The organism is Gryllotalpicola ginsengisoli DSM 22003 (assembly GCF_000419445.1).
Lineage (GTDB): Bacteria > Actinomycetota > Actinomycetes > Actinomycetales > Microbacteriaceae > Gryllotalpicola > Gryllotalpicola ginsengisoli.
The window spans coordinates 103,656-118,383 of the sequence record NZ_AULK01000002.1 but is presented as its reverse complement, the minus strand read 5'-3'; the positions used below and the strand labels follow the sequence as shown (position 1 = coordinate 118,383).

Here is a 14,728-nt window from a genome sequence, read left to right as displayed (position 1 = left end):
GAATCATGCGGGTAGCTGTGGTCAGCGAAAGCTTCCTCCCCACGGTCAACGGCGTCACCACCAGCGTGTGCCGGGTCCTCGAACAGCTGTCCCTCGCAGGCCACGAGGCGATCGTGATCTGCCCGGCCACCGCCCGGGTGCCGAGCGAGTACGCCGGCTTCCCCGTGCACGCGGTGCCGGCCATGGCCTACCGCCAGTTCCCCGTCGGGCTGCCGAGCCCCCAGGTCGCCCGGCTGCTGGCCGACTTCCGCCCCGACGTGCTGCACGCGGCGAGCCCCTTCCTGCTGGGCGCGCAGGCGATCGCCGCCGCGAACCGCCTCGGCATCGGCTCCGTGGCGATCTACCAGACGGACGTCGCCGGCTACGCCCGTCGCAACCGGCTCGGCATCGCCGCCCACGCCGCCTGGCGGCTGCTGCGCTGGGTGCACGAGGGCGCGACGCTGACCCTCGCCCCGTCCACCACCTCGCTCGCCGACCTCGAGGCGGCGGGCGTGCCCCGGCTGGCGCTGTGGGGCCGCGGCGTCGACATCGAGCGCTACCACCCGCACAACCGGCTCTCCTCCGAGACCCGGCGGCTGCGCGACTTCCTCTCCCCCGACGGCGAAGTGGTCGTCGGCTACGTGGGGCGCCTCGCCCCCGAGAAGCAGGTCGAGCGGCTGAGGGCCCTGCGCGGCATCCCCGGGATGCGGCTGGCGATCGTCGGGGACGGCCCGGCCGCGGCATCCGTGCACCGCGCCCTGCGCCCGCTGCCTGTGACCTACCTCGGCCGGCTCTCCGGCGCCGACCTCGCCGCCGCCTACGCGGCGCTCGACGTGTTCGTGCACACCGGCGAGGAGGAGACCTTCGGCCAGACCATCCAGGAGGCGCACGCGAGCGGCCTGCCCGTCGTCGCCCCCGGCGTCGGCGGGCCGCTCGACCTCGTCGAGCACGGCCTGGACGGCTACCTGTTCCGCGACGACCACGAGATGCGGATGCAGGTGAAGGCGCTCGTGGCCGACGGGGCGTCGCGGTTGCGGATGGGCGAAGCCGGCCGCCGCGCGGTGCTCGGCCGCTCCTGGCCGGCGCTGTGCGAGCAGCTCTTCGGGTACTACGAGACCGCGATCACGACGGCCACGGTGCCCGAGAGCGCCGTCGGCTGACCCGGCGGAGGGCCTGATCGGCCCACGGTTTACCTGATCGGCGCAGGGTTTATCCTCAGGGGTTGGATTCCTCACCGTTCTGATGCCCTAGGGGGTGGTAGCTCATGGCCCAGCGCAGGCTCCGCGTGATGCCGATGCCGTTCGTGAACCGTCGGACCCCCGTACCGAGTACCGCCCCGACGCCGGTGCAGCAGCCCGCCCGGCCCGGCCGGCGCACCATCGTCGACTCGGCCATCTACGAGAACGGCATCCGCGTCGCCTCGCCGGGAAGCCTCGCCGAGACCTTCCGCGCGCTGCACTCGAGCAACGGCGGCATGGCGTGGATCGGCCTGTACCGACCGAGCGAGGCGGAACTGCATTCGCTGGCCGACGAGTTCGACCTGCACGAGCTCGCCGTCGAAGACGCCATCTCGGCGCACCAGCGGCCCAAGCTCGAGCGCTACGACGACGTGCTCTTCGTCGTCCTGCGCGCCGCCGACTACCTCGACGTGCCCGAGGAGGTCGCCTTCGGAGAGCTGCACGTCTTCATCGGCCGCAACTTCGTGATCACGGTGCGGCACAGCGAATCGCCCGACCTCTCGCACGTGCGCCGCCGCATGGAGGCCGATCCGGAGCTGCTCGCAATGGGGCCCGAGTCGGTGCTCTACGCCATCATCGACACGGTCGTCGACGAGTACGCGCCGGTCGTCGCGGGCCTCGCCAACGACATCGACGAGATCGAGACGCAGGTCTTCGACCGGCTCGACTCCAACGTCTCCCGCCGCATCTACGAGCTCTCGAGCGAGGTGATCGACTTCCAGCGCGCGACGCATCCGCTTGCGACGGTCGTCGAAGCGCTGCAGCAGGGCAGTGAGAAGTACGAGGTCGAGGAGGAGCTGCAGCGCAAGCTGCGCGACGTCGCCGACCACCTCACGGTCGTCAACGAGCGGGTGGACGGGTTCCGGTCCATGCTGCGCGACATCCTCACCGTGAACGCCACCCTGGTCACCGAGCGGCAGAACGCGCGGATGGCGCAGCTGTCGGAGCTCGGGCACAAGCAGGGCGAGGACACCAAGAAGATCTCCGCCTGGGCGGCGATCCTCTTCACCCCCTCGCTGATCGCGAGCATCTACGGCATGAACTTCTCCCACATGCCGGAGCTGCACTGGGTGTGGGGCTACCCGTTCGCGGTGTTCCTCATGGTCGTCCTCGCCGTGCTGCTGTGGTTCATCTTCCGCAAGCAGAACTGGTTGTGACCGCCTGATTTATCTCGACATCGAGACAACTTAGGCCCGCCTTACTGACGTCGGCGGCCCCGGCCGCCATAGACTGGGCGGGCAGATGACGGATGCGTCGCAGCATCCGTCGCACACAGCCAGGGAGGGTTGTTCGTGTCAAGCCAGACGATCGAAGCCCCCACGCCGAGGCCTTCTCGGCTGGGCGGAACGCTCTATCGAGGCCGCGAGGGAATGTGGTCGTGGGTGCTGCATCGCATCACCGGCGTCGCGATCTTCTTCTTCCTGCTGGTGCACATCCTCGACTCGGTGGTGCTGAACTTCGGCCCCGATGCGTACGACCGCGTGATCGGCACCTACAAGAACCCGGTGCTGGGCCTCGGCGAGGCGGCGCTGGTGGCCGCGATCGTCTTCCACGCCCTGAACGGCATCCGGATCATCCTGATCGACCTGTGGAGCAAGGGCACCCGCTACCAGCGCGCCATGTTCTGGATCGTCGTGATCCTGTGGGCGGTGCTGATGGCCGGCTTCCTGCCGGTGCACCTGCACAACGCGTTCACGGAGGGGCAGTGACCATGGCGACCATCGACGCACCGCGCACCGTTCCGAGCCCGGCCCGCCGCCGCGGCCGCGGCAACTGGGAGAAGTGGGGCTGGATCTACATGCGCGTCTCCGGCGTGCTGCTGGTGATCCTGATCTTCGGCCACCTGTTCGTGAACCTCGTGGCAGGCGACGGCATCAAGGCGGTCGACTTCGCCTTCGTCGCCGGCAAGTGGGCCTCGCCGTTCTGGCGGGTGTGGGACGGCCTGATGCTCTGGCTCGCCCTGATCCACGGCGGCAACGGCATGCGCACCCTGGTCAACGACTACGCCTACCGCCCTACCGTGAACCGCGCGCTGAAGTGGGCGATCTTCCTCGCCGTCGCGATCCTGATCGTGCTCGGCACCTACACGGTGACCGCCTTCGACCCGTGCCCGAGCGACCCGTCGCTCAGCTTCTGCCAGTAGCCGCACGCATCCGTCAGTAATCGATAGAGAGCCGAACAGAGAATCCGCACGTGACAGATCAGACCGTCGCCTCCGAGTCCACCGTCGTCGACGGAGTCCACTACCACGAATTCGACATCGTCATCGTCGGCGCCGGCGGCGCCGGCATGCGGGCCGCCATCGAGGCCGGCCCCGGGGCGAAGACCGCCGTCATCTCGAAGCTCTACCCCACCCGTTCGCACACGGGCGCCGCGCAGGGCGGCATGGCCGCCGCGCTCGCCAACGTGGAAGAGGACAACTGGGAGTGGCACACCTTCGACACGGTCAAGGGCGGCGACTACCTCGTCGACCAGGACTCGGCCGAGATCCTCGCCCGCGAGGCGATCGACGCGGTCATCGACCTCGAGAACATGGGCCTGCCGTTCAACCGGACGCCCGAGGGCAAGATCGACCAGCGCCGCTTCGGCGGCCACACCCGCGACCACGGCAAGGCGCCCGTGCGCCGGGCCTGCTACGCGGCCGACCGCACCGGCCACATGATCCTGCAGACGCTGTTCCAGAACTGCGTCAAGCTCGGCATCAACTTCTTCAACGAGTACTACGCGCTCGACCTGATCATGACCGAGGTCGGCGGTCAGCGCCGGCCGGCGGGCGTCGTCGCACTCGAGTTGGCCACCGGCGAGCTGCACGTCTTCCACTCGAAGGCCGTCATCTTCGCCACCGGCGGATTCGGCAAGATCTACAAGACCACCTCCAACGCGCACACCCTCACCGGCGACGGGGTCGGCATCATCTGGCGCAAGCGCCTGCCGCTGGAGGACATCGAGTTCTTCCAGTTCCACCCGACCGGCCTCGCCGGCCTCGGCATCCTGCTCACCGAAGGCGCCCGCGGCGAGGGCGCCATCCTGCGCAACGCCTCGGGTGAGCGGTTCATGGAGCGCTACGCCCCCACCATCAAGGACCTCGCGCCGCGCGACATCGTCGCGCGCTGCATGGTGCAGGAGGTGCGCGAGGGCCGGGGCGCCGGCCCCAACAAGGACTACGTGCTGCTGGACTGCACGCACCTCGGCGCCGAGGTGCTCGAGACCAAGCTGCCCGACATCACCGAGTTCGCCCGCACCTACCTCGGCATCGACCCCGTCACCGAGCCGGTGCCGGTGATGCCGACCGCCCACTACGCCATGGGCGGCATCCCGACCAACAACAACGCCGAGGTGCTGCTCGACAACGACACGGTGGTCCCGGGTCTGTATGCCGCCGGCGAATGCGCCTGCGTGTCCGTGCACGGGTCGAACCGCCTCGGCACCAATTCGCTGCTCGACATCAACGTGTTCGGCAAGCGCGCCGGAAACAACGCGATCGAGTTCGTCAAGTCGGCCGAGCTGCCGCCGCTGCCGGAGGACCCGGCCGCCGACGTGCGCAACATGGTCGAATCGCTGCGCGCCTCGACCGGAACCGAGCGGGTCGCCGACATCCGTCGCGCGCTGCAGGAGACGATGGACACCAACGCCCAGGTGTTCCGCACCGAGGAGACGCTCACCCAGGTCTCCGCCGACATCCACGCTCTGCGCCAGCGCTACGCGAACGTCGGCGTGCAGGACAAGGGCAAGCGGTTCAACACCGACCTGCTCGAGGCGGTCGAGCTGGGCTTCCTGCTCGACATCGCCGAGGTCGTCGTCTACGCCGCCCGCAACCGCAAGGAGAGCCGCGGCGGCCACATGCGCGAAGACTTCCCGAAGCGCGACGACGAGAATTACCTCAAGCACACGATGGCGTATCTGACGGGAGACCCGCACTCGGCCGACCCGTCCGACCACATCAAGCTCGACTGGAAGCCCGTGCGGATCACGAACTACCAGCCCATGGAGCGGAAGTACTAGGGACCAGGAGGGTTATTCACCATGTCGACCGCAACTCAAGAGACTGAGCCCGTGACCCCGGCTCCCCTCCAGTCCTTCACGGTGACGCTGATCATCCGGCGCTACGACCCCGAGGTGGATCAGGAGCCGCACTGGCAGGACTTCGACGTCGAACTGTTCCCCACCGACCGCATCCTCGACGCGCTGCACAAGATCAAGTGGGAGCAGGACGGTTCGCTCACCTTCCGCCGCTCGTGCGCGCACGGCGTGTGCGGCTCGGATGCGATGCGCATCAACGGCCGCAACCGGCTGGCCTGCAAGACGCTGATCAAGGACCTCGACGTGACGAAGCCGATCTACGTCGAGGCGATCAAGGGCCTGCCGCTCGAGAAGGACCTGATCGTCAACATGGACCCGTTCTTCGAGTCCTACCGCGAGGTGCAGCCGTTCCTGCAGGCGCATCACGAGCCCGAGCCCGGCCGGGAGCGCCTGCAGTCCCCCACCGACCGCGAGCGCTTCGACGACACCACCAAGTGCATCCTGTGCGCCGCGTGCACCTCGTCGTGCCCGGTGTTCTGGACCGACGGCCAGTACTTCGGCCCTGCGGCGATCGTCAACGCGCACCGGTTCATCTTCGACTCGCGCGACGACGAGGCCCAGGTGCGCCTCGACATCCTCAACGACAAGGAGGGCGTGTGGCGCTGCCGCACGACCTTCAACTGCACTGAGGCGTGCCCGCGCGGCATCCAGATCACCCAGGCGATCGCCGAAGTGAAGCAGGCGGTGATCACCGGCCGCGTGCGGTAGCCGGGTCCGGCTCCGGGTGCGCTGTCGGCGGCGCCCGACCGGAGGGCCGGGGTGAGGCGAGTGCGGTCGGGCGGCGCCCGACCGGAGGGCCGGGGTGAGGCGAATGCGGTCGGGCGGCGCCCGACCGGAAGAATAGACGGCATGGAGCGCAAGACCGCCGCCGCCGAGGCCGTGCAGCGGGTGCAGACGCTGGCCGAGCGGGCGCAGCCGCTCGTCGAGCGCGTGCAGGGCTGGCGGCCGGTGCGGGTGCTGCAGCGCTTCGCCGACCGCGACGGCCCGCTGCTGGCCGCCGGCATGTCGTATCAGGCGGTCTTCGCGATCTTCGCCGCGATCTGGGTCGCCTTCGCGGTGGCGGGCATCTGGGTGCGCGCGAATCCCGCGATCTACGAGGCGCTGCTCGACATCCTCGAAGAGGCCGTGCCGGGCCTGGTCGGCACGCACGGCGTGATCCAGGTCTCCGACCTGAACCAGGCGAGCGTCACGCTGACCGTGACCGCGTCCGTCGCGCTCGTCGGGTTGGTGTGGACGGCCGTCGGCTGGCTCGGGAGCACGCGCACGGCCATCCGCTCGATGTTCGGACTGGGCAAGGACCCGCGCAACTTCTTCGTCCAGAAGCTCGTCGACGCGGCCCAGGCGCTCGCGTTCGGCGTGGGGCTGATCGTCGCCGCCACCCTGTCGGTCACGGCGACGCAGCTGCTGCAGGTGGTCTTCGTCTGGTTCGGCCTCGGCCCGCACTCGCCGGCCGAGGAGGTCTCGGTGCAGGCCGTCAGCCTCGTGGTGGTGTTCCTGGTCAACTCCGCGACGCTGGCGGGGATGTACCGGCTGCTGTCGCGCGTGTACATCCCGCGGCGCCACCTGATGGTCGGCGCCGGCCTCGGCGGTCTCGCGCTGACCGTGCTGAGCATCCTGTCGGGGCTCGTGATCGGAGGCGCCAGCCGCAACCCGCTGCTGGCCTCGTTCGCGGCATTCGTCGGCCTGCTGATCTGGTTCAACTTCGTCTGCCAGGTCATCCTGATCGGCGCAACGTGGATCGCCGTCGCGATGGAGGACCGCGGCATCTCGCCGCGCAAGCTGACCGCGGAGGAGGCGCAGCTCGAGCGCGCCCGCGCCGAGTTCCGCGCCCGGCTCGAGCAGGCGACCGAGGCGGCGCGCGCCGCGACCGCCGCGTACACCGCAGCGAACGGATGGCTCAGCCGCCGCCGCGCACGCCGCGTGCTCCTCGAGCGCATGCACGAGCTGCAGCTCGTGCGGGCGAGCGACCCCGACGGCGGGCCGCAGTGCGAAAGGGGCGAAATCGCCCTTCGCGCGACGAGTGAAGGGTGATTTCGCACCGCCCGCCGGAACGTCGGGGGCGTCTCGCCGGAAGGCCGGGGCGTCGGGGGCGCCGACTAAGCTGGAGCGCATGGCTTCGCCCCTGCGCATCGCGACGATCAACGTCAACGGAATCCGTGCCGCGTACCGCAAGGGCATGGGCGACTGGGTGAAGAAGAGCGGCGCCGACATCCTCGCGATCCAGGAGGTGCGCGCCTCCACCGACGACCTCTCGGCGCTGCTCGGCGAGGAGTGGGACATCCTGCACGACGAGGCCACCGCCAAGGGCCGCGCCGGGGTCGCCCTCGCCAGCCGCCGCAAGGCGGAGATCCACCGGGTCACCTTCGGCGACGAAGACTTCGATTCGGCGGGCCGCTGGCTCGAGGCCGACTACGACGTCGACGGCACGGTCGTGACCGTGGTCAGCACCTACGTGCACTCGGGCGAGGCCGGCACGCCGAAGCAGACCGAGAAGTACAAGTTCCTCGACGCGCTGCTGAAGCGGCTGCCCGAGCTCAGGGAGCACAACCCGCTGTCCGTGTTCATGGGCGACCTCAACGTCGGCCACCGCACCCTCGACATCAAGAACTGGAAGGGCAACGTGAAGCGCGCCGGCTTCCTGCCCGAGGAGCGCAAGTACTTCGACAAGATCTTCGGCGCCGAAGACGAAGACGGCTACAACACCGGGAAGGCGGGCCTGGGCTGGATCGACCTGGGCCGCAAGTTCGCCGGCGAGGTCGACGGCCCCTACACCTGGTGGTCGAACCGCGGCCAGGCCTTCGACAACGACACCGGCTGGCGCATCGACTACCAGGTCGCCACCCCCGAGCTCGCCGCGAAGGCGACGCGGTACCACGTCGACCGCTACCCCAGCTACGACGCCCGGTGGTCCGACCACGCCCCCGTCGTCGTCGACTACCAGATCTGAGGAACCCCCACCGCATGAGCAAGCCCCGCCTGTTCTCGGGCATCCAGCCCTCGTCCGATTCCCTGCACCTCGGCAACTACCTCGGCGCCCTGGTGCAGTGGCGGGCGATGCAGAACGACTACGACGCGTTCTTCTGCATCGTCGACCTGCACGCGCTCACCAACGCGGCGCACGACCCGAAGAGCCTGCCGGCTGCGACGAGGGGCCTCGCCGCGCAGTACCTCGCCTGCGGCATCGAGCCGGGCAAGTCGACGCTGTACGTGCAGTCGCACGTGCCGGCGCACACCGAGCTGACCTGGATCCTGAACACGATCACGGGCTTCGGCGAGGCGAGCCGCATGACCCAGTTCAAGGACAAGTCGCAGCGCTTCGGCACCGAGAACCAGACGGTGGGCCTGTTCGACTACCCGGTGCTGATGGCCGCCGACATCCTGCTCTACCAGGCCGACGTGGTGCCGGTCGGCGACGACCAGACGCAGCACGTCGAGCTCACCCGCAACCTCGCCGAGCGGTTCAACTCGCGCTTCGGCGAGGTGTTCACGGTGCCGAAGCTGCAGACGCCCGAGGAGGGCGCCCGCATCTACGACCTGCAGGAGCCGACCTCGAAGATGTCCAAGTCGGCCGCCAGCGACGCGGGCCTGATCTGGCTGCTCGACGAGCCGTCGGTCACCCGCAAGAAGATCATGCGCGCCGTCACCGACACCGGCAGCGAGGTGCGCTTCGACCGGGGCGAGAAGCCCGGCGTCTCCAACCTGCTCGAGATCTACACCGCGATCACGGGCCAGACGGTCGCCGCGGCCGAGGCGGAGTTCGCCGGCCGCGGCTACGGCGACTTCAAGCGCGCCGTCGCCGACGCGGTCGTGGCGGAGCTCGAGCCGGTGCGCACGCGCACCCTCGAACTGCTCGACGACCCCGCCGAGCTCGACCGGCTGCTCGCCGTGGGCGCCGAGCACGCGGCCGAGGTCGCGGCGGGCACGCTGAAGGCCGTCTACGACGCGGTCGGGCTGCTGCCGCGCCGCTGAGATCGGATGGCGCAGCCCCCTGCGCCCGACGAGGTGCCGCTGCACGGTGCGCAAGCATCTCGAGCGTGTCTACGACAAGCTCGGCGTGCACGACCGGCAGCAGGCGGTGCGCACCGCGGGGCGAGTTCCCGAAGCGCACCCGGGCGGTGCCGCCGCCGCTCCTGCTGGCGATCGCGCGCTAGCGTGGCGGGGTGGAACCCGTCACCCTGCGCACCGCGCGCCTCGTGCTCTCCGTTCCCGAGCCGGACGACGTCGACGACATCGCCGCCTACTGCACCGATCCGCTGTTCGAGAAGTACCTGACCACGCCGTGGCCGTACCGGCGCGAGCACGCCGAAGACTTCGTCACGCAGTTCGTGCCCTCGGGCTGGCGCTTCGGGTCCGAGCTCGTCTGGGCGCTGCGCGAGCGGCCCGGCGGCCCGCTGCTCGGCGTGGTCGGCCTGCACCGCCGCCGGGCGCTCGAGCCCGAGAGCCGCGACGTGGGCTATTGGCTCGGCGCCCCGCACCGCGGCCGCGGCTACATGGCCGAGGCGGTGCGCGCCGTCGTCGACTGGTTCCAGGCGAGCGAGCCCGGCGGCCTCGTCTACTGGGAGTGCGCCGTCGGCAACGTCGCCTCGGCGCGCACCGCCCGCGCGGCCGGCTTCCGCTACACCGGCACCGGCCCGTCCCAGGTCGCCATGCGCGACGGCTCGCATCCGCCGCACTGGCACGGCGAGCGCCGCGCCGGCTCCGTCGGCGAGCCGGCACTGCCGTGGCCCGACCAGGTCCACGTATGAGCGCGCCCGCCGTGGTGCTCTTCGACCTCGACGGCACGCTCTTCGATCACCCCACGGCGTTCGCGCGGGGCATCCTCGCGCACCTGCGCTCACTCGGCGAGCCGTACACCGTCGACGACCCCGCCGAGACGGTCGCCGCCTGGCAGCTGGCGGAGGACCGGCACTACGAGCGCTACCTGGCCGGCGAGCTCGACTACGACGGGCAGCGCATCGCCCGGGCGCGCGAGTTCACGGCACGGTTCGGGGTGACCGGGCTCGACGACGACGCCCTGCTCGACTGGTTCGCGGGCTACCACCGCGACTACCGGGAGGCGTGGTCGGCCTACGACGACGCGCTGCCCGCGCTGGACGCGCTCGAGGAGGCGCTGCCCGGCGTGCGCTTCGGGATCATCACGAACGGCGAGCTGGCGCTGCAGCTGCGCAAGGTCCGGCTGATCGGTGCGGCCGATCGGATGGCGGAGGTGATCGCCTCCGGCGACGTCGGCGCCGCCAAACCGGACCCGGCGATCTTCGCGCACGCCGTCGAGCGCTTCGGGGTGCCGCCGGCCGACGCCGTGTACGTCGGGGACAAGCTGCGCGTGGACGCGCTCGGCGCCGCCGACGCGGGGCTGCGCGCGGTGTGGATCGACCGCGGCGAGGTGGGATGGGGCGCCTACGCGGGAGAGGCGGCGGAGCGGGGCATCCGTCGCATCGTGTCGCTCAGCGAGCTGCCCGCGCTGCTCACGCCGGGTTCGCCGCGTCCGCGGTGACCGCCTCGGCGCGGTTCGCCCGGGCCCGCTCGCGCCACCAGACGAAGAATCCGGTCAGGGTGAAGGCGCCGTAGAAGACGTACATGGCGGCCGACGCGTAGTAGTGGGCGCTGAACAGCAGGGGCACGCCGACGACGTCGACGGCGACCCAGATCAGCCAGAACTCGACCCAGCCCTTGGCCATGCCGTAGGTGGCCAGCAGCGAGCCGACGAAGACCCACGCGTCGGACCAGACCGGCTCGTACGAGCCCAGGGCCCGGAAGATCGGGGTGAGCACCAGGGTGCCGCCGACCATGCCGACGGCGAGCCAGATGCGGGTCGGCCAGGAGGCCCAGCGCGGCTCGACCGCCCCGCCGTCGAAGTCCTCATCACGGCGCGCCCAGCGCACCCAGCCGTAGATCGAGACGACGATGAACATCACCTGGCGGCCGGCCTGGCCGAGCAGGTTCACCGGGTTCGGGGTGTCGAAGACGGCGCCGAGGAACACGGTGAACAGCAGCGCATTGCCGACGATGCCGACCGGCCACGCCCACACCTTGCGGCGCATGCCGCCGAGGGCGCTGATCAGGCCGAACAGGTTGCCGATCACCTCGCGCCACAGCACGGTCTGATCGCCGATGTGGAGTTGGGCATCGAAGAGCCAGCGCAGCACGGTCACGGTCGATGATAACCGGCACCCGTACCGCATATTCCAGCGCACGCGCGCGGGTGTTACGCGGAATAAGCGCGCTCGTGACACGTTGGCTACACTTCGACACAGCAAAACGTGCTCCGGGGTCGGTGAGAGTCCGAACCGGCGGTGACAGTCCGCGACCCCCTCCGACAGGCGGGGTTGAGCCGGTGGAATTCCGGCACCGACGGTGAAAGTCCGGATGGGAGGCGCACGGCGTGCCCGTCTGGGCGCGTTTGCGACGTTCGCGTCGTCCCCCGGGGTTCCAACCAGGAAGGACGACCATGACCCAGCAGCGGTTCGCGGCGGCCATGCGGCACGCCCTCGAGCTCGCCGCGCGCGGGCCCGCCCGGGGCGTGAACCCGCGCGTCGGAGCGGTCGTCCTCTCCCCCGCCGGCGAGGTGCTCGCCGAGGGCTGGCACCGCGGCGCGGGCACCCCGCACGCCGAGGTCGCCGCGCTCGAGGAGCTCGATCCGCAGCAGGCGGCGGGCTCGACCGTCGTGGTCACCCTCGAACCGTGCAACCACACCGGCCGCACCGGCCCCTGCGCACAGGCGCTCATCGACGCCGGCGTCGGGCGCGTCGTCTACGCCGTCGCCGACCCCGGCCGCCGCTCGGGCGGCGGCGCCGAGCGGCTGCGCCGGGCCGGCATCGACGTCGTCTCCGGAGTGCTCGCCGACGAGGTCGAGGTCTTCCTCGACGACTGGCTGTTCGCCGCCCGGCACGCGCGCCCGTACGTGACGCTGAAGTGGGCGGCGAGCCTCGACGGCCGCACGGCCGCAGCGGATGGCTCGAGCCGGTGGATCACCGGCGAGACGGCCCGGCGCCGGGTGCACGAGCAGCGCCGCGCGAGCGACGCGGTGCTCGTGGGGACCGGCACCGTGCTGGCCGACGACCCGAGCCTCACCGCGCGCGGCCCCGCCGGCGAGCTGCTGCCCGAGCAGCCCGTCCCCGTCGTGCTCGGTGAGCGGGCGGTGCCCGACGACGCCGCCGTGCGTCGGCATCCGAAACCCGTGATCGTGCTGCGCACCCGCGACCTGCCGGCGGCGCTCGAGCAGCTGCAGCAGCGCGGCATCCGCACCCTCTACGTCGAGGCCGGACCGACCCTCGCGAGCGCCTTCGTCACCGCGGGGCTCGTCGACGAGTTCTCGGTCTACCTCGCCCCCACCCTCCTGGGCGGCCCGCGCACCGCCCTCGCCGACCTCGGCGTCGCCTCGATCGACGAGCAGCGCCGCCTCTCCCTCATCGACGTCGAGAGGCTCGACGACGACCTGCTGATCACCGCGCGGCCGCGGTAGTGAGGAGTACCCCTGTGTTCACCGGAATCATCGAGGAGATCGGCGAGGTCACCCGCGTCGAGCAGCACGGCGACGCCGCCCGCATCACGGTGCGCGGGCCGCTCGCGGTGCAGGGCGCCGGGCACGGCGACTCGATCGCGGTCAACGGCGTGTGCCTGACCGTGGTCGACCTGTCCGGCGACGAGTTCACCGCCGACGTCATGCGCGAGACGCTCGTGATGTCGACGCTCGACCGCGTTGCCGTCGGCGCCCACGTGAACCTCGAGCGCGCCGCCCGGCTCGGCGACCGGCTGGGCGGGCACCTCGTGCAGGGCCACGTCGACGGCACCGCCGTCGTGCTCTCCACGCAGGACGGCAGCGCCTGGCGCGTGCTGCGGCTCTCGCTCACTCCCGAGCTCGCGCCGCTGGTGGCGCGCAAGGGCTCCATCGCCGTCGACGGCACCTCGCTCACGGTCAGCGCCGTGGGCGGCGACCGGCTCGACGGCTACTGGTTCGAGGTCTCGCTGATCCCCGAGACGCTCGCCGCCACGACACTCGGCGCGCGGGTGTCGGGGGATCGTGTCAACATCGAGACGGACATCGTGGCGAGGCAGGTGCAGCGGATGCTGGAATTCGGCGCCGCGGGCGACGTCGACTCCTATCCGAGCAGTGTCAGAGAGGGGGCCGGTGCATGAGCATCGCGACCATCCCCGAGGCCGTCGCCGCGCTGCGCGACGGCCGGCCCGTCATCGTCGCCGACGACGAGAGCCGGGAGAACGAGGGCGACGTGATCCTGGCGGCGCAGTTCGCCACTCCGCAGTGGCTCGGCTGGACCATCCGTCACACCAGCGGCTTCGTGTGCGCCCCGATGACCGACGAGATCGCCGACCGGCTCGAGCTGCCCGTCATGGTGGTCGACAACCGCGACCCGCTCGGCACCAACTACACCGTGAGCGTCGACGCGGCCGACCGCGCCTCGACCGGCATCAGCGCGAGCGACCGCGCGCACACGCTGCGCGTGCTCGCCGACCTCGACTCGACGCCGGCGTCGCTGAACCGGCCCGGGCACATCCTGCCGCTGCGGGCGGCGGGCGGCGGGGTGCGCGAGCGCGCCGGGCACACCGAGGCCGCGGTCGACCTGATGAAGCTCGCCGGCCTCACACCGGTGGCCGCCATCGCGGAGGTGACGGAGGACGACGGCGAGATGATGCGCCTGCCCGGGCTGATCGCCCTCGGCGAGGAGGCCGGGCTGCCGGTCGTCACCATCGCCGGGCTGATCGGGTACCTGAACGAGTTCCACGCGGATGCGCGCCTCGAGAGCGCCACGCCGATCCCGGAGACGAGCAGCGTGACCTTCGAGGTCGAGACCACCGTGCCGACCACGCACGGCCCGTTCCGGGTGCGCGCCTACCGCGACCGCATGACCGGCGCCGACCACGTGGCGATCATCGCCGGGCAGCCGCCGCGCCATGGGGCGCTGGTGCGGGTGCACTCGGAGTGCCTGACCGGTGAGGCGTTCAGCTCGCTCAAGTGCGAGTGCGGGCCGCAGCTCGACGCGGCGCTGAAGACGATCCAGGCCGACGGCGGCGTGGTCGTCTACCTGCGCGGGCACGAGGGCCGCGGCATCGGCCTGATCAACAAGCTGCGCGCCTACCGGCTGCAGGAGGATGGGCTCGACACCCTCGACGCGAACCTCGCGCTCGGGCTGCCGGTCGACGCGCGCGACTACACGGCCGCGAGCGACATCATCAAAGACCTCGGCATCGACTCGGTGCGGCTGCTGACCAACAACCCCGACAAGGTGACCCAGCTCGAGGCGCACGGCGTGACGGTCGACGAGCGGGTGCCGCTCGTCGTCGGCGTCGGCGCGCTGAACGCCGGGTACCTCGAGACCAAGCGCGACCGCATGGGGCACGAGATCTCGTCGCTCGGGGTTCATCACCAATAGGGCTTCGAGACGGCCGCTGCGCGGCCTCCTCAGCCCACGAAA

At 70.9% G+C, this 14,728-nt stretch carries 15 protein-coding genes and 1 riboswitch; of the genes, 14 read left to right on the top strand and 1 reads right to left on the bottom strand.

What is annotated here, in order from left to right:
- Window positions 1-5: 5 nt before the first annotated feature.
- The 11 genes from H563_RS0105085 to H563_RS0105035 all read left to right on the top strand — a co-directional run bounded on the left by H563_RS0105085 (window position 6) and on the right by H563_RS0105035 (window position 10,791).
- The gene (locus H563_RS0105085; protein ID WP_027479118.1) at window positions 6-1,139 is read left to right on the top strand and encodes a glycosyltransferase family 4 protein; all 1,134 of its coding nucleotides are present in this window, start codon (window positions 6-8) and stop codon (window positions 1,137-1,139) included.
- Window positions 1,140-1,267: 128 nt separating this feature from the next.
- Entirely contained in the window at window positions 1,268-2,374 is a 1,107-nt protein-coding gene (locus tag H563_RS0105080) for a magnesium and cobalt transport protein CorA (protein ID WP_022881522.1), read from the top strand.
- A gap of 135 nt (window positions 2,375-2,509) precedes the next feature.
- Window positions 2,510-2,926 carry a succinate dehydrogenase, cytochrome b556 subunit gene (sdhC, locus tag H563_RS0105075; RefSeq protein ID WP_081416171.1) on the top strand — a complete coding sequence of 139 codons (417 nt, stop codon included), beginning with the start codon at window positions 2,510-2,512 and terminating at the stop codon, window positions 2,924-2,926.
- A 2-nt stretch (window positions 2,927-2,928) separates the two neighbouring features.
- On the top strand, window positions 2,929-3,360 hold the full coding sequence (locus H563_RS0105070; RefSeq protein ID WP_027479115.1) for a succinate dehydrogenase hydrophobic membrane anchor subunit: 432 nt from the start codon (window positions 2,929-2,931) through the stop codon (window positions 3,358-3,360).
- Between the two features lie 50 nt (window positions 3,361-3,410).
- A complete protein-coding gene (sdhA, locus tag H563_RS0105065; RefSeq protein ID WP_022881519.1) occupies window positions 3,411-5,219 on the top strand; it encodes a succinate dehydrogenase flavoprotein subunit in 1,809 nt (602 codons plus the stop codon).
- A 21-nt stretch (window positions 5,220-5,240) separates the two neighbouring features.
- Window positions 5,241-6,005 carry a succinate dehydrogenase iron-sulfur subunit gene (locus H563_RS0105060; protein WP_027479114.1) on the top strand — a complete coding sequence of 255 codons (765 nt, stop codon included), beginning with the start codon at window positions 5,241-5,243 and terminating at the stop codon, window positions 6,003-6,005.
- A gap of 141 nt (window positions 6,006-6,146) precedes the next feature.
- Complete coding sequence (locus tag H563_RS15120) at window positions 6,147-7,328, top strand: YihY/virulence factor BrkB family protein (protein ID WP_022881517.1); 1,182 nt, start codon at window positions 6,147-6,149, stop codon at window positions 7,326-7,328.
- Between the two features lie 79 nt (window positions 7,329-7,407).
- The gene (locus tag H563_RS0105050) at window positions 7,408-8,244 is read left to right on the top strand and encodes an exodeoxyribonuclease III (RefSeq protein ID WP_022881516.1); all 837 of its coding nucleotides are present in this window, start codon (window positions 7,408-7,410) and stop codon (window positions 8,242-8,244) included.
- Between the two features lie 14 nt (window positions 8,245-8,258).
- On the top strand, window positions 8,259-9,266 hold the full coding sequence (gene trpS / locus H563_RS0105045) for a tryptophan--tRNA ligase (protein WP_022881515.1): 1,008 nt from the start codon (window positions 8,259-8,261) through the stop codon (window positions 9,264-9,266).
- A gap of 191 nt (window positions 9,267-9,457) precedes the next feature.
- On the top strand, window positions 9,458-10,042 hold the full coding sequence (locus H563_RS15115; protein WP_022881514.1) for a GNAT family N-acetyltransferase: 585 nt from the start codon (window positions 9,458-9,460) through the stop codon (window positions 10,040-10,042).
- Window positions 10,039-10,791: an HAD family hydrolase gene (locus tag H563_RS0105035; protein WP_022881513.1), complete on the top strand. Its 753-nt coding sequence runs from the start codon at window positions 10,039-10,041 to the stop codon at window positions 10,789-10,791. Before H563_RS15115 ends, H563_RS0105035 begins: the two co-directional genes overlap by 4 nt.
- On the opposite strand, the gene pnuC is transcribed toward H563_RS0105035, so the two are convergent.
- Window positions 10,763-11,449 (bottom strand): nicotinamide riboside transporter PnuC, encoded by a 687-nt coding sequence (pnuC, locus tag H563_RS0105030; protein ID WP_022881512.1) that lies wholly within the window; start codon window positions 11,447-11,449, stop codon window positions 10,763-10,765. The genes H563_RS0105035 and pnuC overlap by 29 nt on opposite strands.
- Before the next feature lie 105 nt (window positions 11,450-11,554).
- A riboswitch (FMN riboswitch) is annotated at window positions 11,555-11,679 on the top strand.
- A 66-nt stretch (window positions 11,680-11,745) separates the two neighbouring features.
- Between pnuC and ribD the strand changes: the two genes are divergently transcribed.
- Genes ribD through H563_RS0105015 form a run of 3 tightly spaced genes read left to right on the top strand, consistent with a single transcriptional unit; the run spans window position 11,746 to window position 14,686 of the window.
- Window positions 11,746-12,759: a bifunctional diaminohydroxyphosphoribosylaminopyrimidine deaminase/5-amino-6-(5-phosphoribosylamino)uracil reductase RibD gene (gene ribD, locus H563_RS0105025; protein WP_022881511.1), complete on the top strand. Its 1,014-nt coding sequence runs from the start codon at window positions 11,746-11,748 to the stop codon at window positions 12,757-12,759.
- Window positions 12,760-12,773: 14 nt separating this feature from the next.
- The gene (locus H563_RS0105020) at window positions 12,774-13,433 is read left to right on the top strand and encodes a riboflavin synthase (RefSeq protein WP_022881510.1); all 660 of its coding nucleotides are present in this window, start codon (window positions 12,774-12,776) and stop codon (window positions 13,431-13,433) included.
- A complete protein-coding gene (locus H563_RS0105015) occupies window positions 13,430-14,686 on the top strand; it encodes a bifunctional 3,4-dihydroxy-2-butanone-4-phosphate synthase/GTP cyclohydrolase II (protein ID WP_022881509.1) in 1,257 nt (418 codons plus the stop codon). Before H563_RS0105020 ends, H563_RS0105015 begins: the two co-directional genes overlap by 4 nt.
- Window positions 14,687-14,728: the final 42 nt, after the last annotated feature.